This window comes from Bradyrhizobium sp. BRP23, assembly GCF_020194135.1.
Lineage (GTDB): Bacteria > Pseudomonadota > Alphaproteobacteria > Rhizobiales > Xanthobacteraceae > Bradyrhizobium > Bradyrhizobium yuanmingense.
Genome location: NZ_JADYVW010000003.1, coordinates 232485 through 253452 on the forward strand (window position 1 = coordinate 232485; position 20968 = coordinate 253452).

Genomic DNA, 20968 nt, shown 5'->3' on the forward strand with positions numbered 1-20968 from the left:
TGAAATGTCTCCTTTGCTGGTCAGTTCAGTGCTGTAATTCGCATGGTATTCCCCTGCAGCCAGGCCTGCGCCGGCTTGCCGCGCAGGGCCTCGTCGATGTCCTCGGCGGTCTGATAAAATCCGTCGATTGCAAGCAGTTCGGCTTCGATCTTCTGGCAATAGATGCGCGCGCTGGTGTGTCCATTGACGCCCGCCATGGCGCGGCCGCGCAGCGCGCCGTAGACGTGGATTGAGCCGCCGGCGACGACCTCGGCGCCCGAGCCGACCGAGCCGAGAATGGTGACGTCGCCTTCCGGGAAGATCACGGTCTGGCCCGAGCGCACGGGGTTTTCAAGCAGCAGCGACGTCGGCTTGGTCTCGACCTTCGCTTCGGCCTTCTTCGGCGCGCTCGGCTCGACCACGCAGCTGCGTCCGCCCGACAGCAGCGGCGGCATCATCGGCGTCAGCCTTCCCTCCTCCACGCCCTCGATGCCGAGCACGCGGATGTTGCGGTCCTGCAGGCTGGTGAGCAGATGGCCGATGCCGGCCTGGCTGAGATCGACCGAGGACAGGTCGATCACCACCGGCCGGCCGGCGAAAAAGCCGGGCGAGCGCGCAATCGTGGCGTCGATCTCGTGCAGCCAGTCCTGCACGGGAACCGTCGGCGTGAACACGAAAGCCACATAGGAGCGCCCGCGCAGGCGCACCATCTGACGTTGAACCTTTGCTGCAGCCTCCATGGCGGCCGACTCGTTCCCTGTTATTGAATGGTTAACGATGCGGCCGATATGGTTAATGGCTGGTTAATGTCTCCGTGGGGTTACGTGAGTGGATGCGCGGTCCCGTAGCCTGGATGGAGCCAACGGTCGGCGCGAAAGCGCCGCCCGTTTGTGCAATCCGGGTCTCGCGCATCACCCGGCACTCTCCCGGATTGCGCTGCGCTCCATCCGGGCTACGAAGCTGGGCGCGGCGTAAACACCGCGCCCTCGCCTCTTCCGCTCAGGTCTTGCTGCGCGTCTTGCTGAGCAGATAGTTGTCGTAGAAATTCTCCGCGATCTGCGTATAGAACAGCACCTCCTTCATATACGCGTCGTGGCTCTCCTTGGTCCGCTTGAACAGGTCGCTCTTGGCGGCGAGCTCGTTCAGATGGTCCTGAGTCGCATTGTAGCAGGCCTCCAGCACCGGTTGCGGGAACGCCTTCAGCTCGGTGCCGTTCGCAATCAGCCGCTTTAGCGCACCGGGGTTCACGCTGTCGTATTTCTCGAGCATCCACGCACCGGCCGCCGCGCCCGCCTGGTTGACGATCGCCTGATATTGCTTAGGCAGCGAATTCCATTTCTCGTCGTTGACGATCATGTGCAACATGGCACCGCCTTCCCACCAGCCGGGGAAGTAGTAGTATTTGGCGACCTTGTAGAAGCCGAGCTTCTCGTCGTCGTAGGGACCGACGAATTCGACCGCGTCGATCGTGCCCTTCTCCAGCGCCGGATAGATATCGCCTCCCGCGATCTGCTGCGGGACGACCCCGAGCTTTGCCAGCACATGGCCACCCATGCCGGCGATGCGGAATTTCAGGCCCTTCAGGTCGTCGACGGACTTGATCTCCTTGCGGAACCAGCCGCCCATCTGGGTGCCGGAATTGCCGCAGAGGATGGCGTGCGCCTTGAAGGGTTTGAGCGCTTCGTTGGTGAGGTCGGCGCCGCCCCCGAAGTGCCACCATGATTCCTGATGCCGATGGTTCATGCCGAAGGGCGCGCCGGTGGCATAGGCCAGCGCCGGCTCCTTGCCGATGTAGAAATAGAGCGGCGTCTGCGCCATCTCCACTGATGCGGTGCTGACCGCATCGAGCGCCTGCAGGCCGGGCACGAGCTCGCCCGCCGAGAAGGTCTGGATCTGGAATTTGTTGTCGGTGGCCTCGGCGACATATTTCGCGAAGGTCTGCGCCGTGCCGTAGATGGTGTCGAGCGATCTCGGGAAGCTCGACGTCAGGCGCCATTTGATCTCGGGCATGCTCTGCGCGATCGCAGGGGCCGCAACCAGCGTGGTCGCGCCGGCGACCGCACCACCTTGGAGGAATGTACGGCGTTTCATGATGGGTCTCCCTTGAACTCAGCGTCGAATGGATGGCCTGGGCCACGGTTTCTTGGCGAACCGTTTGCCCGTTCCGGGAGCGGAGTTCAAGCGACGGAAAAGAAAGGTCGGGCTTGCACCGGATACCGTGGACCAGCTGGACCCAGCATGTCGCGGCGGACCCGCCCGCTCGGCCCGGCCTCGCCTCAGGCGGCCGCTGCTTCCTCGTACAGGCCGGCGATGAAATCGCTGAACGTCGGTGCTAGCGGCAGGACATAGCCCCATTGATCGGACATCGCCTGCGCCAGTGTCCAGGGCTTTTCGTATTCGGCCATCTCGTGGTCCATGAACCAGATCTCGCCGAAATGGGCCTTGTCGATCGTCATGCAGATCGGATTGCCGCCGTGGTCGCTCATGATCCACAACAGCTCATCGACGGTCGGCCATTGCGGCGTCTTGCGCGTCTGCACCAGCGAGCACTCGTCGGACCGCAATCCCAGCACCTCCTGCACCGAACCCGCCCAGTCCCCATGCGGCCAGTTGAAGTCGGCGCCCCCCTGATGATAGCCGCCGGCGCAGGCCAGCAGGAAGCGGCGATAGTCGTCCGGCAAGCGACAGCCGATGGACGTCTCGAAGGCGGTGAGCGCGGCTTCGGTTGGTTGCTCCGCGCCAACGTCGATGCCTGCAATGAATTCTGCCAATTTCATATTCCCTCTCCCTGGCGCGGACGCGCAAGCCTTCGTCGCACCCGCCTTGCAGTGGGTTCGAGGGCGACGGATCAGGCCAGAGGGAGAGATTCTCTCAGAGCAGCTTGGCGCTGACGAACAGCGCGCGCACGGCGTTGGTTGCCTGCACCGCCAGCATGGCGTTACCGGCGGCGCCTTCCAGGGCCGCGACGGCGTCCTCGTGCAGCGAGCGAAATTCCATCCACTCGACCGATTTGAAGTTGGTCAGGAATTGATAGGCCTGACCGACGGTCGCGATCGCCAGCGTGTCGCCGTTCAGCTTGATCTTGAACGTCGTGCGCAGCGGGGTCTCGGAATTGGATGGATCGCTCATGGGCTGCTTCTGGACGAGGACGGCTTAACGAAGGGGAAACGGCAGCCCCGCCGTCGCAGGCGAATATCAGGAATCGGTGCTCGCGCGCTGCGAGGCGGTCGCCGCGCCGCGCAGACTCGGCACCACGACCAGGCGGTTGAACTCGCCATTGTCGTAGGCCTTGATGAACCGATCATAGTCCTTGATCGAGACGCAGCCGTTGGAATCGCCGCGCGGCCCGAGCAGGTAATTGTGCGTGAGCAGCCCGACGCGGCCGAGCGCGCTGGTGCCTTCGACCGGGGTCATGCGCAGCGCACGGACGCCGTGGAACGGCTTTTCGCGCGGCTTCAGATCGTAGATCGCCGGCGGCGTCGCGCCGACCATCCGCCGGTCGACATGGTCAGGATTGTCCATCAGGGCGCCCAGGCCGGAATGGGCTTCCAGCGCCACGCCGCTCGGCAGATAGACCGCCTTGGCCGAGATGTCATAGACCGCGGTGCGCGAATCGTAGCCGAGCGCGGCGAGGTCCGGCCCCCTGCCGAGCAGGCCGTCGCCGGGCGTCAGCGAGGCCAGCTTGATCTTGTCGGTGAATTTTTCGAAGAAATTGCGGTTGTCGACCCTGAGATTGGTGTCCGCATAGGCCTGGCTGGAGGCGATCTGAGCGGAGAAGTCCGCCTGGACTGGACGCGCGCGCGGCATGGGGATGGCGTCGGCGCGCTGCGAGCGCCTCGCCTCCTCGGTCATGTACCGGTCGTCCTCGGTCAGGATCGAGCGCCAGTCGTCGCCCTGGAGCTTCTGGGCCAGCATCGCCTTGGCATCCAGCAGCTTGAGCTGGGCCGCATTCACCGCGGAGCGCTCCAGCACCCGCAGACCAAGCTCGCGCGGCGACGGGCCGGCTGAGGCCGAGGCGAAACGGTCCTCGAATGAGGGGGCATTGGCCGGCGGCAACGCCGCGGAGACCAGCGGGGTCGAATCGCTGATATCGGCGACCCACGCGGCGGCGCCGAGCGCCAGCGCCATCGCGGCCACAGACAGCAGAATCGTTTCAGCCCGCCCGACACGGCGGCGCGACAACAGCCTCTCGGCGTGTGCTGCGTCGGAAACCATCAGATCCCCAAATCGACCCCCGGGGGCTTACCCACCCCCACCCGGAGAGACTCTATACCAGCTACCACATTGGGAGCCAAAAGTTAGGCATAATCGGGGCCGCCAAGGCCCTCCAAAGGTATCCCTAAGGTATCCAATGACCGATCCGTTCGATCTCGATCGCTTTGTCCAGGCCCAAGACCCGGTCTATGGCGACATCTTGGGCGAGCTGACTAGGGGCCGGAAGCAGACTCACTGGATGTGGTTCATCTTCCCCCAGGTCGCAGGTCTCGGCGCCAGCGCCATGTCGCAGCGATATGCCATCGGCTCCCGCGCGGAGGCCGAGGCCTATCTCGTCCACCCTATCCTGGGCGGCCGGCTGATCGAATGCACCAGGCTGGTGCTCGCGGTCGAGGGCCGGACCATCAACGCGATCCTCGGCGCGCCGGATGACGCCAAATTCCGCTCGTCGATGACGCTGTTCGGCGCGGTCTCCGACGAGCCCGTCTTCGATCAGGCGCTCGCCCGATATTTCGCAGGCGAACGCGATGGCGCTACGCTGGATATCCTCGAAAGGCTGGATCAGGCTCGGCATTAGCAGGCGCCGATCAACGTCCTTGGAAGATGGCCGCGCGACGCTCGATGAAGGATTGGATGCCCTCCTTGGCGTCGGCACTGCCGAGCACACGATCGCGAATTTTCGGAATGTAGGCAATCGCAGCCGCTTCGCCAGCTTCGACATAGTTCGCCGCCGCTTCCTTGGTCACCTGGATGCCGAGTGGCGCATTGCGCGCGATCATGGCGGCGAGCGTCATCGCCCGCTCGATCTGCTCGCCTGCAGGCACGACCTCCTGGACGAGACCGATCGCATGCGCGCGCTGCGCCGAAAACTCGTCGCAGAGGAACAGATGATACATCGCATCGCCCCAGCCGGCCCGCGATAGGAAACGGAAATGCGCGCCGCCCAGCGGTGCGATGCCGCGCCTCGCCTCCATTTGGCAGAAACGTGCATCGTCGGCCGCAACCACGATGTCACCGGCGAGCATCAGCTCGATGCCGATGGTGTAGACGGTACCCTGCACTGCCGTCACGATCGGCTTGCGGCAGCGCTTGTTGAGCCCGAACGGGTCGACATTGCCGTCCTTGGTGTTGCGCTTCTCCGCGGTGGGACCGAAGAATTTGGGCATATCGAGACCTGCAGTGAAATCCCCGCCCTCGGCGCAGACCACGCCGACGCGATAGGCCTCGTTGTGGTGCAATTCGGTGAGTGCATCGGACAATTGCTCCATCATCGCAGGCGTGAACGCGTTCTTCTTCGCGGCGTTGGCGATGATGATTTTGAGGACGTGGCCGTGCACCTCGGTGCCGATCTGACCTTCGCTCATGTGCTCGTCTCCCGATTGTTGGTGTTGGCAGCAAGTCAGGCCGGCTGCTGAAGCGCCGCGCGGATCGCCTCGATCCGGGCCGGCGTGAACACGCCGGAATCCAGCAGCTGAAGGATCGAGAGCACCCCGCCGCGCGATCCCCAGCTTCCCTCATCGATGATCTCGAAATTGACCCACCAGGTCGGCGACGGCGCCGGCATGCCGCAGGCCTCCGCAAGTCGCGCCAGCACGTTGCGGATCACCTCGGCGCGCACCTCCGCCGGCCAGGCCGCGTTCATGACGGCGATGTTGACGGTGATGATGTCGCGCGGCTTGTCCTGGTCGCACAGCAACCGGCCGCCGATCGCCATGCTGTCGGGCGGCAGGTCGTGGAAATGCACCTGGAACCCCATTCGGGCCGCCGGCGCTTTCTGGCCGACTTCGGGCTCGAGCACGGCGTCGGTCAGGCTTTCCGCAAGCTGCCGGCGCTGCGGCAGGCCGAGCCGTCCGGCCGGTGCGGTGACGGTCATGATGGTCAAATCGGCACCTCTCCACGAATATGACACTCGTCATATCTCAGCACGGCTTGCCTATGTCAAGTGTCATAGTCTAGATGGAGATGGCCAATTGCAGGATTCCCGATGACTGCCACCACACGCGACAGGATGATCGCCGGCGCCGCCGACCTGATGAGCCGCCGCGGCGTCAACGCCACCAGCATGCGCGACGTGGTCCGCCACACAGCGACGCCGCGCGGCTCGATCAGCCACCACTTCCCCGACGGCAAGCCGCAATTGATCGCCGAAGCCGTGACCTTCGCCGGCCGGCAGGTATCCATTCCTCTGGAGAAAGCCATGAACGAACGCGGCGTGATCGGCGGCCTCAAGGCTTTTGTCGCATCATGGCGCCGCCAGTTGGAGGCAACCGGCTTCGAGGCCGGCTGCCCTGTGCTCGCCGTGGCGGTCGATCGCTATGTCGGTGAGCCCAGTGACAAGGACGACGCGGCCGCGCAGCAGCACCTGCTCGATCTCGCCGAAGGCGTGTTCGCCGATTGGCGGCGGATCATGCTGGCAGCCTTGTTGCGCGAAGGACTGGCTGCCGAGCGCGCCGAGCGGCTTGCAACGCTCGTCGTCGCCTCGATCGAAGGCACGGTCGCGATGTGTCGCGCCAGCCGCAGCGCCGACGCGCTCGATCAGGTTCAGGAGGAACTGGAGATCGTCCTCGCAACCGCCCTCGCCCGCACAAGCAAATAGATTGGAGACGCGCAATGGACTTGTCCCGGCAACGCGAACTCGCCCGTCAGCTCGCCGATTTGCGTCGCGAGGGCCGGCAACAGAGCGGCCTCGACGAACGGCTGGTCCCACCGGATGCGGACACGGCGTACCAAGTCGCGCAGATGGTGGAAGAAGAACTCGGCTGGGATGTCGTCGGCTGGAAGATCGCGGGCATGAAGTCGGGGCTCCAGCGTCAGCTTCGCATCTCCGCGCCGATCTATGGGCGGGTGTTCGCGCCCCTGATCAAGAGCTCGCCCGCTAGCGTCGAGCATGCCAGACAATGCAGCCCGATCCCCGAAGTCGAGTTCCAGGCGCGTCTCGGCGCCGATCTGCCGCCGCGCGCGAAGCCCTATACGGTGGACGAGGTCGGCGACGCCGTCGTCTCGTTGCATCCCGGCATCGAGCTCGCGGAGTGCCGCTTCATTCACGATGCGGCGTTTCCACCGATGCCGGCGATCATGGCCGACGGCTCCGGATCAGGAACGATCGTGCTCGGAGAGCCCATCGCCGACTGGCGCAGCCGCGACGTCGCCACTCAGGATGTCGTCCTCAATTGCAACGGCATCGAGAGGCGCCGCGGCTCCGCTGCAGAGGCGATTGACCATCCGCTGGTGCCGCTGGCCTGGCTTGCCAACGAGCTGTCGCGGACCGGCATCGGTCTCAAGGCCGGCCAGACGATCAGCACGGGCACGCTGACCGGTATGCTCCGGCCCAAGGCTGGCGAGACCTACGTTGCCGATTTTGGTCCGCTGGGATCGGTCAGCGCGACCTACAGCTGAGCCGGCCAGGGAGCGTAAACCGCAGATTAACATGGCCGCCCTATCGTCCGGGCAAAATACTTCTCCGTTATTTGCCGGACAGATCATGAAAATCGGTACGCTCCTGACCAGCGCAATCGTCTCGCTCTCGACCGTCGGCGGCGGTCTCGCCGTCTACGTCGCCGCGACGAAGTACCAGACCATGGAACGGATCACTGAAGCGCAGGGGCGGCTCGCAATCGTCCGTGCGGTCAGCGACATCCCGCGCTATCTCAATCCGGAGCGCGGCTTTTCCACCAACATCCTTTACGGACCCGCGGCCATCGACCCTGCGCTGCTGGCCGAGCAGGACAAGCTGCGCAAGCAGACCGACCGCGCCCGCGACAAGATGAATGCACTGCGCAAGGAGCTGCCCGGCCCGCTCGACGACGGCACCACGATCGGCAGCAACATCGACGGCATCAACGCGAAGTTCACCGCGTTGCGCGAGGCCATCGACAAGGCGCTGGCGGGTCCCGCCGAGGCGCGCAAAGACGCGGCCAAGAAGATCGTCGCCGACAATGCCGTGCTCAACGGCGGCGTGACTGCGCTGCTCAACGAGCAGGTCCGCCGCATGGCGATCCTGAACGGTGACGCCTACCGGCAGGCCAGCTACGCCAATGTCGCGATGACACTGCGCGACGTCGGCGGCTTCAATTCCAGCCTGCACAAGAACCTCCTCGGCGGAAAGAAGCCGGCGACCGACGCCGAGAAGGCCGACATTGCCCGCTCGCAGGGCCGCAACGATCAGATCGTGATGTCGCTGCAGGAATTGCGCGGCAATCCAACAACGCCGGCGAATGTCGCGGAGGCCCTGGAGAAGTTCAACGCGATCTATGTCGAGGAGTTCGGCCGCGAGCTCAAGCTGGTGAAGGACGGCGCGATCACCGGCAAATACGAACACGACATGGACACCTATTACGCCGCCACGCAGCGCGGCCTCGGCACCATCATCGGCGTCCGCGACGCCTTCTACGACAACGCCGAGCAGATTCTCGCCGGCGCTTCGTCGGCCGCGCACACCAGCTTCACGATCGCGCTCGTCGGCCTTGTCGCCGTGCTGATCGCCAGCGCCGGCCTCATCGTGACGGTTCGCCGCCGCGTCTGCGCGCCGATCGTCGGCCTGACGACGCGCATGTCGCGGCTCGCCGACGGCGAGGTTGCGGAGAGCATTCCGGGCGCCGAGCGCTCCGACGAGATCGGCGCGATGGCCGCGGCCGTTCAGGTGTTCAAGGACAACATGATCCGCGCCGATCGGCTCGCGGCCGAGAAGCAGGCCGAGAACGACGGCAAGATGCGCCGCGCCCAAGCGCTCGACGATCTCACCCGCGCCTTCGAGGCCAAGGTGACCGAGCTGGTCGGCGGCCTGTCGCGGGCCTCTGCTGCAATGGAAAGCACCGCGCAGTCGATGACCTCGACGGCGGCGCAGACCAACAGCCAGGCCGCCGTGGTCGCCGCCGCCTCCGAACAGACCTCGACCAACGTGCAGACGGTCGCGAGCGCCACCGAAGAGCTGACCTCCTCGATCGCGGAGATCGGGCGTCAGGTCGCCCAAAGCACCGAGATCGCGGCCCGTGCCGTCGACAATGCCCGCCGCACCGGCGACACCGCGCGGACGCTCGCCGAAGGCGCCCAGAAGATCGGCGACGTCGTGACGCTGATCCAGAGCATCGCCGAGCAGACCAACCTGCTTGCGCTAAATGCAACCATCGAAGCCGCCCGTGCCGGCGAGGCCGGCCGCGGCTTTGCCGTGGTCGCCTCCGAAGTGAAGTCGCTGGCCGGGCAGACCGCCAAGGCCACGACCGAGATCTCCGAGCAGATCACCGCGATCCAGACCGCGAGCGACGAGACGGTGGCGGCAATCCGCAACGTCGCCGACGTCATCGCCGAGATCGACCAGATCGGCACCGCCATCGCCGCGGCGATCGAGGAACAGGGCTCGGCGACCAAGGAGATCGCCCGCAGCGTTCAGGAGGCTGCCCGCGGCACCCAGGAGGTCAACAGCAACATCTCCGGCGTGCAGGGCGCCGCCGACGACACCGGCGCCGCGGCAAGAGAGGTGCTGGGCGCGGCCGAGCAGCTCTCGACCCAGTCGCGCGATCTCGCCGGCCAGTTCGAGCGCTTCCTCGGTGAGGTCCGGGCGGCGTAGCACGCGAAGTCGTAGCCCGGATCGAGCGCAGCGCAATCCGGGACAGTGCCGTTGACGCGCGAGACCCTGGATTACGCTGTCGCTCCATCCAGGCTACGCGACCTCAATACGGCGGCGCCTTGCGCGCGCGCTGTGCTTTCGCCGCCTCGATCCACCAGGTCAGATCGTCGGCGAAGCGCGGAAACGAGCGCTCCAGAGCCTTGCCGCCGTCGCCGATCGGCTCGCCGGCGTCCGACAGCGTCTGCGCGATCGGGCCGACACCGATGGTGCTCGATATCACCACCATGCCCATCTCCGAGAGCGTGCCGTGCCAGGCGGTCGCTGCGCGCGCGCCGGATAGCCGGCCGGCCGAATAGCTCACGATCGCGGCCGGGCGCCAGAACCATTCCTCCAGGAAATGGTCGGTGAGGTTCTTCAGCCCGGGCTGCATGCCCCAATTGTACTCGCCGGTGACGAAGACGAATCCGTCGGCGCCGCGGATCTGCCCGGCCAGCTTCTCCAGCGCCTCCGGCGCCGAGCCCTTGGGATGTTCCTTGTACATCCGGTCCAGCATCGGCAGCCCGATCGCCTTGGCGTCGATGAATTCGACGTCCTCGCCGCGATCGCGCAGCCGGTTGATGACGAAATTCGCAAGGCGGATGCCCATGCGGTCGGAACGGTAAGAACCGTAGAGAACGAGAATGCGATTGCTCATGGCCGGACGGTAGCACGAAACCGGCGTCCAGCCCTACCCGATTTATCGTTCTACCTTCCGCGACCGCGGTCCAGTGTTTGCGACGGCGTCTCGCCGAACTGGTCGCGGTAGCTTCTGGAGAAATCGCTGAGGTGCCAGAAGCCATACGCCAGCGCGACCGCCTTGACGCTATCGGCCCCGGCGAGAAGGCGCCGACGCACCAGCCACAGCCGATGCAGACGCAAATAGCGGTGCAGGCTCATGCCGCGATAGCGGCGCACGACGTCGTGCATGGTCCGAACGGACAGCCCCAGCTTGCGCGCGATCTCATCGCTGTAAATCGGCTCCGACAGGTCGTCAGACAGCAGCGCGCGGATGTCCTGGAATAGCCTGAAATTCCGTCCGTCGTTGGGTGCAAAGGTCCAGCGGGCCGGAACGATCGTCGCAAAGGCCTCGTCAACGGCTCCGAGCAGGGACTCCTTCATCGCCGCGCCCTTCAACAAGAGCTCCGGTGCCGAAATCGGCCCGGTCGCCTCGGCCAGCACCTCCCTAACCACGCCGCGCAACCGCTGCAAGCCGGCCGTGGAGATTTCAAAAATCTTGAAGCTCGAGAGCGTGGGCGGCCAGCCACGATCCCTCACCTCGGGCCGGAAAATCACCGAGGCGATTTGCCGCTGCACCTCCTCGATGGTGGTGTAGGCCGCCCCGCCGCTGCCAATGACCACGGCGGGTCGCGCCCGTTGCGAGCCGTTAAAGCGAATTGGCACGTTGAGATCATCCATCGTGAAGCCGATCGCCGTGCAATTCTCCACGAGTTGTGCGTCAACCACCCGCGGAAACGCGCGCGTCAAATTCACGTCGCAGCCCGGTAGGGCCAGGATCGTCTGCTCAGCCGAAATCTTCCGCACAAAAGGGGTGAATTCGAAATTCAGCCCGCGTATGGCGCTTCGAAATTCGTCGACGTCTGAAAAACGAAATGTTTTGAGTGCCGACCTCGGCACATCGTCAATGCTGTTCATGGAAATATGAAAAATGCCGCGCCGCTCTGAATGTGCGTCCGGCCGCGGGGTGCCGTTCGCTGCCTCCTTCGGTTATTTCGTTAGAATCGATCCTAACGGGCCCTGATCAATTGGAGACGGGCCGGTTGAAAGAACAATCCGGGACAACCCTGTCTCGCCGAATTTCGATAGCGTTTCCTGCGATTGAGGCGGTGCGCCAATACCGAAGCCGTTGCCATTTAAGATTCAAATTAACGCCTTTGCGGCGGAATAACCGTCGTTTGATTGTGCAATTTATTTCATTTCAGGCTCCTGCCATGACGGCAAATTCGCCTGCCGACAATCTGGCCGAATTGGAGAACGCGGTCGCAACGTGTCCGCTGGACCGGTGCGCCCGCATTCTCTTCGGCCTTTTGCAACTGCTCACAAGCAGCCGCGGTCGATCCCAGGAATTGCTCGCCGGTGTGGTCGACGGCGTCCTGGTGCGACTGATCGAGCGGGTTGAGGCCAGCGCGCTGATCGATGTCAGCGCGGCGCTCGCAGAGCTCAGGGCGGCTCCGCCGGACACCGTGCGACGTCTCGCCTCGCACCGCGACCCGGAAGTCGCCTGCCCCGTTTTGCTCCGCTCGCGGTCGCTGTCCACGGCCGATCTCACACTGATCGCAGCCGCGAGCGGCGTACGGCAGCAATGTGCCATCGCCGGCCGCGCGCCGATCGATCCACGGGTGATGGAGACGCTGATCAAGGGTGGCACTTCCAGCGTTTGTCTTGCGCTGATCGGCAACAGCGAGGCAAGATTCTCCGAAGCCGCTTACGTTGCGCTGGTTGAGAAGTGCCTGGTGGATGACGAACTCACCAAGGCACTGGCGCTCAGGCCCGACACGCCCGACACAGTCATGCGGAAGTTGCTGTCGGCCTCACCGGCGCCGAAATCCGGCATCGGCCCGAACGCCACCGTCTCGCTTCAAGCCGCAACGGCCGCACCCATCGTCACCAAGCTACCCTCCGCGGCGGCCTATGCGATCGCGCGACCGGAGATCGTTGCACTCAGCCGCATCGGCAAGCTGAACGATTCCACGGTGAACCGCTTCGCCATCCGCGGCGAGACCGCCAACCTCATCACCGCGCTATCGGTGCTTTCGGGCGCTCCCATCGAGATCGTCGAACATGTCATGACCGACGAGGATTGCGAGGGTCTCGTCATGGCCTGCCGCGCCTCGCGGCTGAACTGGCAGACCACGCTCGCCATCCTGAGCAACCGCTGCGGCACACGGCTTTCTTTCGCCGAGCGCGAACGCGCGCAGCACATTTTCGAGACGCTGCTGCTGTCGACCAGCCAGTGGACGGTGCGGTGGGGCGAAATTGCCGCAAACGCCAAGGAGTGCGGCCGGGGACATCGCGACGCAAAAAAGATGGGGGTTAGCCGATGAAGTTCGACGGTCGCAAAGCCTTTCGCGTGAAAATGGACCACAGGCAACCGGTCAATCTCATGGGATCCGACGGCACCTGGCGGCGCAGCTGCGTCCTGCTCGACGTCTCGCAGACGGGCGCGAAGGTCGAGGTCGAGGGCACGCTGGACGTGCTCCAGGCCAAGGAATTCTTCATGCTGCTGTCGTCGACGGGCCTGGCCTACCGGCGCTGCGAGCTGGTCTGGATCGACGGCACCACCGCTGGCATCCACTTCGTCACCGCACAAAGCAAGAAGAAGCAGGCGATTGCGCCGGCTGCCGCAGCGCAGAGCTCCGATCAGGCCAAATAGACCGAGAATTCGACCCATCGATTGGAGCCCGCGCTATTCCGGGGCATATCCGTGCAGAACGCGCAAACCACACTCAAACCCACCAGCCTTGGCGGCGTCGCGGTCGCTGCAGCGCCGCGCCCATTCGTTCATGTGCTGGCCGACACGTCCGACAAGCTGGCCGGTGTGTGCTCGCTCCTCGAGCAACGCTTCGCCGTCGCGGGCGAGCGGCTGGACGCCGAGGCCAAGCTGTCAGAGGTGCCGTCCGCCATCGTCATTCGCGCCGAGCTTCGCGATGTCGACAACATCGCGGCGATCAAGAAACGGGCGGGCAAGCTCGCAAAGGCGAAGAAGCGGATTTTCCTGCTGGAGCACACCTCGCATGTCGCCGTTTCGCAGGCCTATGCGCTTGGAGCGACACTGGTCCTTCCGGGCACCATCAACCGGGCGAGGCTGCTGGCGGCGCTGTCCGATCCGCCTGATCCGCTCTCGGCCGCGTCGCGCGAGAGCGCGCAGGCCGACACTGCCGTCGAGACCGCCGCGACCGCGATCGCATCCATGTTTACCTCCGTCACCCTGGGCCAGCCGCTTGACGTCAACGCCACCAAGGAAGCGGGGCGCCAGATCGCCGATCGCATCACCCGGCATGGCCTGACGGAGTGGCTCATGACGGTGCGGCGGCACCACGAAGGAACCTATCAGCATTGCCTGCTCGTCACCGGTGTCGCCATCGACTTCGGTCTGAGCCTTGGCGTCGGCAGGGCCGACCTGGAACGTCTCTACTCGGCGGCCATGTTCCATGACATCGGCAAGGCGCAGATTCCGCTCGCCATCCTCGACAAGCCGGGCCGCCTCGATGCCGCCGAGCGCGCGCTGATCGAAACGCATCCCGCCGCCGGCTATACGTTTCTCAAGGACCATGACGGGATCTCGCCGGAGATTCTCGATGCCGTCCGCCATCATCACGAGTACCTCGACGGGAGCGGCTATCCCGATGCGCTCTGCGCCGAGAGCATTGGCGATATCGTCAGGATTCTAACGATCTCGGACATCTTCGCAGCCCTGATCGAGCACCGGCACTACAAGCCGACCATGCCGCGCGCGGAGGCCTACGACGTTCTGTGCGAGATGACAGGCAAGCTGGAGAAGGCGCTAGTCCGCGCGTTCAAGCAGGTCGCGCTCACGCGGTGAGCGCTGTGACCCGTCTCGAGCGCAGCCTAATGCGTCGCACGATGGCTGGCGCGGCGCGGGATGGAGCGGCAGGCCAGCCCGTCGGCCAGCAGCTTCATGTCCTCGTGCCGGCCGCTGCGAATCAGCCGGCCGAACTCTTCGGGTGTGAAAGGAAGACTTGGATCATCGTCGATCTTGGGCCGCAGTCGCGGACCGAAGAACCGCCGAACCAGGCTAGCCAGCCGCCGCATATCAATTCCCTCGCGCCAGCAACAAACCTCTCAGTCCGCATATTGTTCCTCCCGCGACTTCGAGAATGCAAGAGGCCACTCGCGACACCGCACCAAAAATTTTCCGCCAGAGAATAATCTCCTCTTGCTCGTGCTAATCGGCAAAACCCACGTAACGCACGAACTGGTGGTTGTGCTCGCGGTCCGAGCGCACGGCGTTCGCGGCAAAGCCGTCATCGGGATAGCCCATCGCGACACAGGTCATGATGACCTCGTCTTCCGGAATCTCGGCGACCTCGCGCACGATGTCGGAGCGCATGATGCCCTGCCCGTTGATGACCGAGCCGAGCCCGCGGTCCCACGCCGCGAGCACGATGCCGTAGCAGAGCGCGCCGAGATCGAAGTGGCAGACCGCGCCGGGATCGAGCACGCGGTCATAGGTCAGCACCAGCGAGACCGGCGCGTCGAACTGGCGAAAGCCGCGCAGCACCCAGTCCTGCCGCATCGGCTTGTCGTCGCGTGCGATTCCCATCGCGCCGAACAGCTTCTTGGCGATGTCGACCTGCCGGGTGCGATGCACGCCCTGGTATTCGCCATGGCTGACGATGTCGCGCTTGACCTTGGCGCCGCCGGCCATCTCCGACATGTTGCGGCGACGCACCTCCTCCAGCGGATGACCCGTGAGCACATGGACATGCCAGGGCTGGGTGTTCATCGACGAGGGCGCGCGCTTGGCGCTCTCGATGATCGCCTCGATCACCGCGCGCGGCACCGGCTCGTTCTTGAAGCCACGCACGCTGCGGCGCGACTGGACCAGCGTCTCGAATTCCACCTCGTGAACCTCCCTGCCCGTTCGTCCGGCCTTGCGACGCACGCCGGTTGCCGATGCGGCCCGCAAAACCTATGCTAAGGACCAAGCAAGACCAAGAACCCTGTGAGGAAAGTCCATGGCCGCACCGCTCGATCCCGTCATCGCCCAGATCATTCCGCTCATGCCGATGCGCGATCCCACGGTCATGACGCCACAGAGCGCCCGCGATTCCTTGCGCGCACTCGCTGCCTCGCGTGCCGCCATTCCGCCGCCGCCGGTCGATAGCGTCGAGGATATCAGGGTGAAAGGCGGCGCCGGTCTGCTTCCCGCACGGGTCTATCGGGTCGGCGCCGCGCCGGCACCGACGGTGGTGTTCTTCCACGGCGGCGGCTGGGTTGCGGGCGATCTCGAAACCCACGACCGGCAGGCGCGCAACCTTGCGATCGAGACCGGCGCGGTCGTCGTCTCCGTCGACTATCGCCGCCCGCCCGAGACGCGCTTTCCCGGCGCCTTCGAGGATGCTTTCGCCGCGGTCAGCGACGTGTTTGGCCGCGTCGCGGAATTTGGCGGTGACGCAACGCGCTTCGGCGTTGCCGGCGACAGCGCCGGCGGCAATCTCGCAGCGACGAGCGCGATCGCCTGCCGGGAGGCCGGCATCAAGCTCGCCGCGCAACTGCTGGTCTATCCGGTCACCGACGTCGTCGGCGCTTATGCCGATGCGCGCGAGAACGCGCGCTATCCCTCGCGCAGCGAGAACGCCGAGGGCTACTTCCTCACGCGGGCGACGATGGAATGGTTCTGCGGCCATTATCTCGCCGATCCCGCACACGCCGGCGACTGGCGCGTCTCGCCGCTGCGGGCCGCCTCCTTGGCCGGCGTCGCGCCCGCGGTCGTGACCACCGCCTGGTTCGATCCCCTACGCGACGAAGGCGCCGCCTATGCGCGGGCGCTGGAGGCCGCCGGCGTGAAGGTCAAGCACCATGAGGGCCCCGGCCTGATCCATGGCTATTTCGGCATGGGCGACGCCTCCGACGTCGCGCGCACTGAGGCGCAGCGCGCGCGGGCCGACTTCAAGGCGCTGCTGATGCGCGGCGCGTGAAGGCGATCAGGCGCTCTGCGCCCGCTGCGCCGCGGTGTGCCCCCAGGTCTCATCCCAGTCCTGGCCAGCGGCATCGACCACGCGGCCGTCGGCCTCGAAAAACTTGTTCGGCACCTGGAAGATCGCCAGAATCAACGCGCCGTCGGGGCACCAAGCGGCATGCCGGCTCCCCGCCTCGCGCCAGATGAATTCGCCGGCCTTGCAGGCAATGCCCTTGGCCGGACCCTCCTTGTCGACGAGCGCGCCTTCGATCACCCAGCTCTGCTCGATGCCGACATGTTCGTGATCGGGCAGCACCGATCCTGGCGCAAAACGCATCAAGGCGGTCATCAGCCCCGTACGGCGATCGAACAGTAGCGTCTTGGCCTCGCAGCCCGGAAAGCGCGTCTTCTGCCAATCCATGTCTTGGGGTCGAACCAGGTGGGAATGCCGATCGGCTGCCTGGTCGTGCGGGATCGCGGCGTCCATCACGATGCTTCCTCTCCATCTCAAGGGACCGACGCTAGCAGGATCGCCCGATGCGGTCAGCGAGCACTGCAACAGAGGCGACATCTTCCGAGCTGGCGCGCAAAAATCAGCGGGCGACCGGGCGGCCCAGTGCTCATCCTGCTTGATTGCGCCACGATTCCCGGCTCCACTCTCCCGGCCATTTCTGGTTCAGGAGACCCCCATGATGAAACGGATTTTCCTCGCTGCGATCGTTGCCACCTTCGCAGCGGGCTCGGCCCTTGCGCAAGAAACCTGCGAGAGCAAGGCCGTCGGCAAGGACGGCAAGCCGCTGGCCGGCGCCGCCAAGACCTCGTTCCTGAAGAAGTGCAAGGAAGACGCCTGCGCGCCCAAGGCCGTCAGCGCAGACGGCAAGCCGCTCGCCGGCGCCGCCAAGAACAGCTTCATGAAGAAGTGCGAGACCAGCGCGTAACGCGCAGTCCGTTCCCGGCTTTTTCAGCAAAGCCACAACCGAAATGCCGTCATGGCCGGGCAGAAGCGCGTCTTCGCGCGAGAATGTCCCGGCCATTTGCTTTTTGGTGCCTCCGCACCGCCAGTTTCCGACACGCGCCGAGCGCGTAAAGCAAACGCGCGGCGACCCTAGACAGAACGCAGCGGCTGACAGATGATGCGACGCTGAGCGAACCGGGGCGCATCAACGAGGCTTCCAGCAAAGGATGGACGAGATGTTGCAGTTCCGCGTGCGTGATCACATGATGGCGATAATGAGCGTGCTCTTTGCGCTGCTCATGATCGTTGACGTTGCCAACGCGAGAGGCCCCGGCCTGCCCAACGTCATGGTTCTCGCAACCGGCGGCACGATCGCCGGCAGCGGGGCGAGCAGCACCACCGTCATCGGGTATACCGCAGCCACGGTGGGCATCGAGACCCTCTTGAACGCCGTCCCCGAGTTGAAAACGGTGGCCAACGTCAAGGGCGAGCAGGTCTTCCAGATCGCCAGCGAGAATATGAACAATGATTATTGGCTGAAGCTCGCCAAGCGCGTCAATACGCTCCTCGCGCAGGACGACGTGGACGGGATCGTGATCACGCACGGGACCGACACGATCGAGGAAACCAGCTATTTCTTGAATCTGGTCGTCAAGAGCAAGAAGCCCGTGGTCGTCGTCGGTGCGATGCGGCCGTCGACCGCGATCAGCGCGGACGGCCCGATCAACCTCTTCAATGCGGTGATCCTCGCAGGCAGTGAAGAGGCCGTGGGCAAGGGCGTGCTCGTCGCCCTCAACGATCAGATCAACGCCGCGCGCGACGTCACCAAGAACAACACGTCCACGGCAGACACCTTTCGCACGCCTGAACTCGGCTTTCTCGGCTACATGCAGGGCAACAAGCCGTATTTCTATCGCCAAACGACCCGCCGGCACACGGCGGATTCCGAATTCGACGTATCCAAGCTCGATGTCCTGCCGCAGGTCGACATCGTCTACGGCTACGCCAACATGAACCGGGTCGCGATCGACGCCTTTGTCGCCGCCGGCGCCAAGGGGATCGTGCATGCCGGCGTAGGCGACGGCAGCCTCGCCCGCCCGGCGGTCGAGCCGGCGCTCGACGATGCCCGCAAGAAGGGCGTGGTGATCCTTCGCAGCAGCCGTGTCGGCAACGGCATCGTCGCGCGCAATGGCGAGGCCAAGGACGATGAGCACGACTTCGTCGTCTCGGATACGCTCAATCCCCAGAAGGCGCGCATCTTGCTGATGCTGGCGTTGACCAAGACGACCGACACCAAGGACATTCAGCGGATGTTCTACACCTATTGAGCATGATCCGGACGGAGACATGCCGTGACTGTCACAGTTGAATTGCTAGCTCAGACCATCGGCTCGCTACCGGCAAGTGAAGACACCGAAGCAGCTCTTGGCTTCCTGAAACAGCCGGACCTGATCAAAATCGCTCCATCAGGACAAGAATCTAGCTTTGGGCCGGCAGAGGAGTCCTTGCGCCTTTGCAGGATAAGGCAAACTACCACGGCAGAAGCCGGGTTTGTCACGTACGGCTTTCCTTCATTGCTGTCTGCCCTGGAGAAATTGCGTCCGACAGCGCTCCTGACAAGCACGGCATTTGCTACCGCCGGATGGTACGGCACATTTTTGTCGGACCAAGCCAATCGACTTGTTGGGTACGTGCTCGTAGAGCGCCGATCCCCTGAAGAGGAAGCACAGCGGTTGGATTGGTTTCGGCAAAACCTGACGTAGAACGCAGCAACAGCGTTGGCTACGCTCAATCCTAAATCGCCCTACACTCCATCCGGGCTACCGCCCACCACTAGCTCCGCAACCCCGGCGCCTCCTGGCCGGTGCGCGCGACATATTCGGTGTAGCCGCCGCCATATTGGTGGATGCCATCAGGCGTCAGCTCCAGCACGCGGTTCGACAGCGTCGCCAAGAAATGCCGGTCGTGCGAGACGAACAGCATGGTGCCCTCGAAATCCGACAGCGCATTGATCAGCATTTCCTTGGTGGCGAGGTCGAGATGGTTGGTGGGCTCGTCCAGCACCAGGAAGTTCGGCGGGTCGAACAGCATCTTGGCCATGACGAGGCGCGCCTTCTCGCCGCCCGAGAGCACGCGGCAGCGCTTCTCGACGTCGTCGCCGGAGAAGCCGAAGCAGCCGGCGAGCGCGCGCAAGGAGCCCTGCCCAGCGGTCGGAAACGCGTCCTCCAGCGACTGGAACACGGTGCGCTCGCCGTCGAGCAGATCCATCGCGTGCTGGGCGAAATAGCCCATCTTGACGCTGCCGCCCAGCGCCACCGTACCCTCGTCCGGCTCGCTCGCACCGGCCACCAGCTTGAGCAGCGTCGATTTGCCGGCGCCGTTGACGCCCATCACGCACCAGCGCTCCTTACGGCGGATCATGAAGTCCAGCCCGTCATAGATGCGCTTTGAGCCATAGCCCTTGTGCACGTTCTTGAGTGCGACGACGTCCTCGCCCGAGCGCGGCGCCGGCAGGAAGTCGAACGCGACGCTCTGGCGGCGGCGCGGCGGCTCGACCCGCTCGATCTTGTCGAGCTTCTTGACCCGGCTCTGCACCTGGGCCGCATGCGAGGCGCGCGCCTTGAAGCGCTCGATGAACTTGATCTCCTTGGCGAGCATGGCCTGCTGGCGCTCGAACTGCGCCTGCTGCTGCTTCTCGTTCTGCGCCCGCTGCTGCTCGTAGAATTCGTAATCGCCGGTGTAGGTGGTGAGCGAGCCGGAATCGATCTCGATCACCTTGGAGATCACGCGGTTGATGAACTCGCGGTCGTGCGAGGTCATTAAGAGCGTGCCTTCGTAATCGTGCAGGAATTTTTCCAGCCAGATCAGGCTTTCCAGATCCAGATGGTTGCTCGGCTCGTCGAGCAGCATCACGTCGGGCCGCATCAGAAGAATACGCGCCAGCGCCACGCGCATCTTCCAGCCGCCGGAGAGCTTGCCGACGTCCCCGTCCATCATCTCCTGGCTGAAGCCGAGCCCCGCCAGCGCCTCGCGCGCACGGCCGTCGAGCGCATAGCCGTCGAGCTCCTCGAACCGGTGCTGCACCTCGCCATAGCGGGCGATGATCTCGTCCATCTGGTCGGCCTTGTCGGGGTCGGCCATGGCGGCCTCGAGCTCGCGCAACTCGGCCGCAACCTCGCTGACGGGGCCTGCGCCATCCATCACCTCGGCCACCGCGCTGCGGCCAGACATCTCGCCGACGTCCTGGTTGAAATAGCCGATGGTGATGCCGCGATCGATCGAGACCTGACCCTCGTCGGGCAGTTCCTCGCCGGCGATCATCCGGAACAGCGTGCTCTTGCCGGCGCCGTTCGGCCCGACAAGGCCGATCTTCTCCCCCTTGTTGAGGGCCGCGGAGGCTTCGATGAACAGGATCTGGTGGCCGGCTTGCTTGCTGACGTTGTCGAGGCGGATCATGCGTGTCTTTTGGGGGATTTTTGCGTTGCAGCGTCATAGGCCATGCGGGGCGTGAGGGGAAGCCCGGGACAGGCCGGGATTCAGCCCATTCGCTCGTGAC

At 64.7% G+C, this 20968-nt stretch carries 24 protein-coding genes; 11 read left to right on the forward strand and 13 right to left on the reverse strand.

Annotation, left to right across the window (positions count from 1 at the left end; genetic code table 11):
- Positions 1-20: 20 nt before the first annotated feature.
- From minC to I6F24_RS09170, 5 genes are all read right to left on the reverse strand, one after another.
- On the reverse strand, positions 21-719 hold the full coding sequence (minC, locus tag I6F24_RS09150) for a septum site-determining protein MinC (RefSeq protein ID WP_036022835.1): 699 nt from the start codon (positions 717-719) through the stop codon (positions 21-23).
- Positions 720-978: 259 nt separating this feature from the next.
- Positions 979-2070 (reverse strand): substrate-binding domain-containing protein, encoded by a 1092-nt coding sequence (locus I6F24_RS09155; protein ID WP_036000267.1) that lies wholly within the window; start codon positions 2068-2070, stop codon positions 979-981.
- Positions 2071-2255: 185 nt separating this feature from the next.
- Positions 2256-2756 (reverse strand): SMI1/KNR4 family protein, encoded by a 501-nt coding sequence (locus I6F24_RS09160; RefSeq protein WP_225149534.1) that lies wholly within the window; start codon positions 2754-2756, stop codon positions 2256-2258.
- Positions 2757-2850: 94 nt separating this feature from the next.
- Positions 2851-3108, reverse strand: a complete 258-nt coding sequence (locus I6F24_RS09165; protein ID WP_036000273.1) for a hypothetical protein — start codon at positions 3106-3108, stop codon at positions 2851-2853.
- Positions 3109-3174: 66 nt separating this feature from the next.
- Positions 3175-4125 (reverse strand): DUF2778 domain-containing protein, encoded by a 951-nt coding sequence (locus I6F24_RS09170; protein WP_225149743.1) that lies wholly within the window; start codon positions 4123-4125, stop codon positions 3175-3177.
- Between the two features lie 205 nt (positions 4126-4330).
- Between I6F24_RS09170 and I6F24_RS09175 the strand changes: the two genes are divergently transcribed.
- Entirely contained in the window at positions 4331-4771 is a 441-nt protein-coding gene (locus I6F24_RS09175) for a DUF1810 domain-containing protein (RefSeq protein ID WP_036000275.1), read from the forward strand.
- A 10-nt stretch (positions 4772-4781) separates the two neighbouring features.
- On the opposite strand, the gene I6F24_RS09180 is transcribed toward I6F24_RS09175, so the two are convergent.
- Complete coding sequence (locus I6F24_RS09180; RefSeq protein ID WP_225149533.1) at positions 4782-5558, reverse strand: crotonase/enoyl-CoA hydratase family protein; 777 nt, start codon at positions 5556-5558, stop codon at positions 4782-4784.
- A gap of 35 nt (positions 5559-5593) precedes the next feature.
- Positions 5594-6067 (reverse strand): tautomerase enzyme, encoded by a 474-nt coding sequence (locus I6F24_RS09185; protein WP_225149742.1) that lies wholly within the window; start codon positions 6065-6067, stop codon positions 5594-5596.
- 135 nt (positions 6068-6202) lie between these two features.
- On the opposite strand from I6F24_RS09185, the gene I6F24_RS09190 reads away from it, so the two are divergent.
- The 3 genes from I6F24_RS09190 to I6F24_RS09200 all read left to right on the forward strand — a co-directional run bounded on the left by I6F24_RS09190 (position 6203) and on the right by I6F24_RS09200 (position 9757).
- On the forward strand, positions 6203-6790 hold the full coding sequence (locus I6F24_RS09190) for a helix-turn-helix domain-containing protein (protein WP_225149532.1): 588 nt from the start codon (positions 6203-6205) through the stop codon (positions 6788-6790).
- A gap of 14 nt (positions 6791-6804) precedes the next feature.
- Positions 6805-7590 (forward strand): fumarylacetoacetate hydrolase family protein, encoded by a 786-nt coding sequence (locus tag I6F24_RS09195; RefSeq protein WP_225128566.1) that lies wholly within the window; start codon positions 6805-6807, stop codon positions 7588-7590.
- Between the two features lie 85 nt (positions 7591-7675).
- Positions 7676-9757: a HAMP domain-containing methyl-accepting chemotaxis protein gene (locus I6F24_RS09200; RefSeq protein ID WP_225149531.1), complete on the forward strand. Its 2082-nt coding sequence runs from the start codon at positions 7676-7678 to the stop codon at positions 9755-9757.
- Between the two features lie 103 nt (positions 9758-9860).
- On the opposite strand, the gene I6F24_RS09205 is transcribed toward I6F24_RS09200, so the two are convergent.
- A complete protein-coding gene (locus I6F24_RS09205; protein ID WP_036022824.1) occupies positions 9861-10451 on the reverse strand; it encodes an NAD(P)H-dependent oxidoreductase in 591 nt (196 codons plus the stop codon).
- Positions 10452-10501: 50 nt separating this feature from the next.
- Positions 10502-11449, reverse strand: a complete 948-nt coding sequence (locus I6F24_RS09210; protein ID WP_225149530.1) for an AraC family transcriptional regulator — start codon at positions 11447-11449, stop codon at positions 10502-10504.
- Between the two features lie 296 nt (positions 11450-11745).
- On the opposite strand from I6F24_RS09210, the gene I6F24_RS09215 reads away from it, so the two are divergent.
- Genes I6F24_RS09215 through I6F24_RS09225 form a run of 3 tightly spaced genes read left to right on the forward strand, consistent with a single transcriptional unit; the run spans position 11746 to position 14357 of the window.
- A complete protein-coding gene (locus I6F24_RS09215; RefSeq protein ID WP_225149741.1) occupies positions 11746-12858 on the forward strand; it encodes a DUF2336 domain-containing protein in 1113 nt (370 codons plus the stop codon).
- Positions 12855-13187, forward strand: coding sequence for a PilZ domain-containing protein (locus I6F24_RS09220; RefSeq protein ID WP_036000311.1), 333 nt, complete (start codon positions 12855-12857; stop codon positions 13185-13187). Before I6F24_RS09215 ends, I6F24_RS09220 begins: the two co-directional genes overlap by 4 nt.
- A gap of 51 nt (positions 13188-13238) precedes the next feature.
- Positions 13239-14357: an HD domain-containing phosphohydrolase gene (locus tag I6F24_RS09225; RefSeq protein ID WP_225114112.1), complete on the forward strand. Its 1119-nt coding sequence runs from the start codon at positions 13239-13241 to the stop codon at positions 14355-14357.
- Positions 14358-14383: 26 nt separating this feature from the next.
- Here the strand turns inward: I6F24_RS09225 and I6F24_RS09230 are convergent, their stop codons facing one another.
- Entirely contained in the window at positions 14384-14587 is a 204-nt protein-coding gene (locus I6F24_RS09230) for a hypothetical protein (protein WP_036000317.1), read from the reverse strand.
- A gap of 133 nt (positions 14588-14720) precedes the next feature.
- Positions 14721-15398, reverse strand: a complete 678-nt coding sequence (locus tag I6F24_RS09235) for a nitroreductase (protein WP_225114113.1) — start codon at positions 15396-15398, stop codon at positions 14721-14723.
- Between the two features lie 115 nt (positions 15399-15513).
- Between I6F24_RS09235 and I6F24_RS09240 the strand changes: the two genes are divergently transcribed.
- Complete coding sequence (locus tag I6F24_RS09240) at positions 15514-16476, forward strand: alpha/beta hydrolase (RefSeq protein WP_225114114.1); 963 nt, start codon at positions 15514-15516, stop codon at positions 16474-16476.
- Positions 16477-16482: 6 nt separating this feature from the next.
- On the opposite strand, the gene I6F24_RS09245 is transcribed toward I6F24_RS09240, so the two are convergent.
- On the reverse strand, positions 16483-16944 hold the full coding sequence (locus tag I6F24_RS09245) for a cupin domain-containing protein (RefSeq protein WP_036000328.1): 462 nt from the start codon (positions 16942-16944) through the stop codon (positions 16483-16485).
- A 202-nt stretch (positions 16945-17146) separates the two neighbouring features.
- On the opposite strand from I6F24_RS09245, the gene I6F24_RS09250 reads away from it, so the two are divergent.
- The 3 genes from I6F24_RS09250 (at position 17147) to I6F24_RS09260 (ending at position 19175) form a co-directional block, all read left to right on the forward strand.
- Positions 17147-17395 (forward strand): hypothetical protein, encoded by a 249-nt coding sequence (locus I6F24_RS09250; RefSeq protein WP_036000331.1) that lies wholly within the window; start codon positions 17147-17149, stop codon positions 17393-17395.
- A gap of 292 nt (positions 17396-17687) precedes the next feature.
- Entirely contained in the window at positions 17688-18740 is a 1053-nt protein-coding gene (locus I6F24_RS09255) for a type II asparaginase (protein ID WP_225149529.1), read from the forward strand.
- 24 nt (positions 18741-18764) lie between these two features.
- Positions 18765-19175 carry a hypothetical protein gene (locus I6F24_RS09260; RefSeq protein WP_225149528.1) on the forward strand — a complete coding sequence of 137 codons (411 nt, stop codon included), beginning with the start codon at positions 18765-18767 and terminating at the stop codon, positions 19173-19175.
- A 70-nt stretch (positions 19176-19245) separates the two neighbouring features.
- Here I6F24_RS09260 and I6F24_RS09265 read toward each other — a convergent pair whose 3' ends face one another.
- The gene (locus I6F24_RS09265) at positions 19246-20868 is read right to left on the reverse strand and encodes an ABC-F family ATP-binding cassette domain-containing protein (RefSeq protein WP_225149527.1); all 1623 of its coding nucleotides are present in this window, start codon (positions 20866-20868) and stop codon (positions 19246-19248) included.
- Positions 20869-20968: the final 100 nt, after the last annotated feature.

Excerpts from the sequence above, each read along its gene's own strand:
- minC (WP_036022835.1), bottom strand. The coding sequence starts at position 719 with ATGGAGGCTGCAGCAAAGGTTCAACGTCAGATGGTGCGCCTGCGCGGG.
- I6F24_RS09155 (WP_036000267.1), bottom strand. The coding sequence starts at position 2,070 with ATGAAACGCCGTACATTCCTCCAAGGTGGTGCGGTCGCCGGCGCGACC.
- I6F24_RS09160 (WP_225149534.1), bottom strand. The coding sequence starts at position 2,756 with ATGAAATTGGCAGAATTCATTGCAGGCATCGACGTTGGCGCGGAGCAA.
- I6F24_RS09165 (WP_036000273.1), bottom strand. The coding sequence starts at position 3,108 with ATGAGCGATCCATCCAATTCCGAGACCCCGCTGCGCACGACGTTCAAG.
- I6F24_RS09175 (WP_036000275.1), top strand. The coding sequence starts at position 4,331 with ATGACCGATCCGTTCGATCTCGATCGCTTTGTCCAGGCCCAAGACCCG.
- I6F24_RS09180 (WP_225149533.1), bottom strand. The coding sequence starts at position 5,558 with ATGAGCGAAGGTCAGATCGGCACCGAGGTGCACGGCCACGTCCTCAAA.
- I6F24_RS09185 (WP_225149742.1), bottom strand. The coding sequence starts at position 6,067 with ATGACCGTCACCGCACCGGCCGGACGGCTCGGCCTGCCGCAGCGCCGG.
- I6F24_RS09190 (WP_225149532.1), top strand. The coding sequence starts at position 6,203 with ATGATCGCCGGCGCCGCCGACCTGATGAGCCGCCGCGGCGTCAACGCC.
- I6F24_RS09195 (WP_225128566.1), top strand. The coding sequence starts at position 6,805 with ATGGACTTGTCCCGGCAACGCGAACTCGCCCGTCAGCTCGCCGATTTG.
- I6F24_RS09200 (WP_225149531.1), top strand. The coding sequence starts at position 7,676 with ATGAAAATCGGTACGCTCCTGACCAGCGCAATCGTCTCGCTCTCGACC.
- I6F24_RS09205 (WP_036022824.1), bottom strand. The coding sequence starts at position 10,451 with ATGAGCAATCGCATTCTCGTTCTCTACGGTTCTTACCGTTCCGACCGC.
- I6F24_RS09210 (WP_225149530.1), bottom strand. The coding sequence starts at position 11,449 with ATGAACAGCATTGACGATGTGCCGAGGTCGGCACTCAAAACATTTCGT.
- I6F24_RS09215 (WP_225149741.1), top strand. The coding sequence starts at position 11,746 with ATGACGGCAAATTCGCCTGCCGACAATCTGGCCGAATTGGAGAACGCG.
- I6F24_RS09220 (WP_036000311.1), top strand. The coding sequence starts at position 12,855 with ATGAAGTTCGACGGTCGCAAAGCCTTTCGCGTGAAAATGGACCACAGG.
- I6F24_RS09230 (WP_036000317.1), bottom strand. The coding sequence starts at position 14,587 with ATGCGGCGGCTGGCTAGCCTGGTTCGGCGGTTCTTCGGTCCGCGACTG.
- I6F24_RS09240 (WP_225114114.1), top strand. The coding sequence starts at position 15,514 with ATGGCCGCACCGCTCGATCCCGTCATCGCCCAGATCATTCCGCTCATG.
- I6F24_RS09245 (WP_036000328.1), bottom strand. The coding sequence starts at position 16,944 with ATGGACGCCGCGATCCCGCACGACCAGGCAGCCGATCGGCATTCCCAC.
- I6F24_RS09250 (WP_036000331.1), top strand. The coding sequence starts at position 17,147 with ATGATGAAACGGATTTTCCTCGCTGCGATCGTTGCCACCTTCGCAGCG.
- I6F24_RS09255 (WP_225149529.1), top strand. The coding sequence starts at position 17,688 with ATGAGCGTGCTCTTTGCGCTGCTCATGATCGTTGACGTTGCCAACGCG.
- I6F24_RS09265 (WP_225149527.1), bottom strand. The coding sequence starts at position 20,868 with ATGATCCGCCTCGACAACGTCAGCAAGCAAGCCGGCCACCAGATCCTG.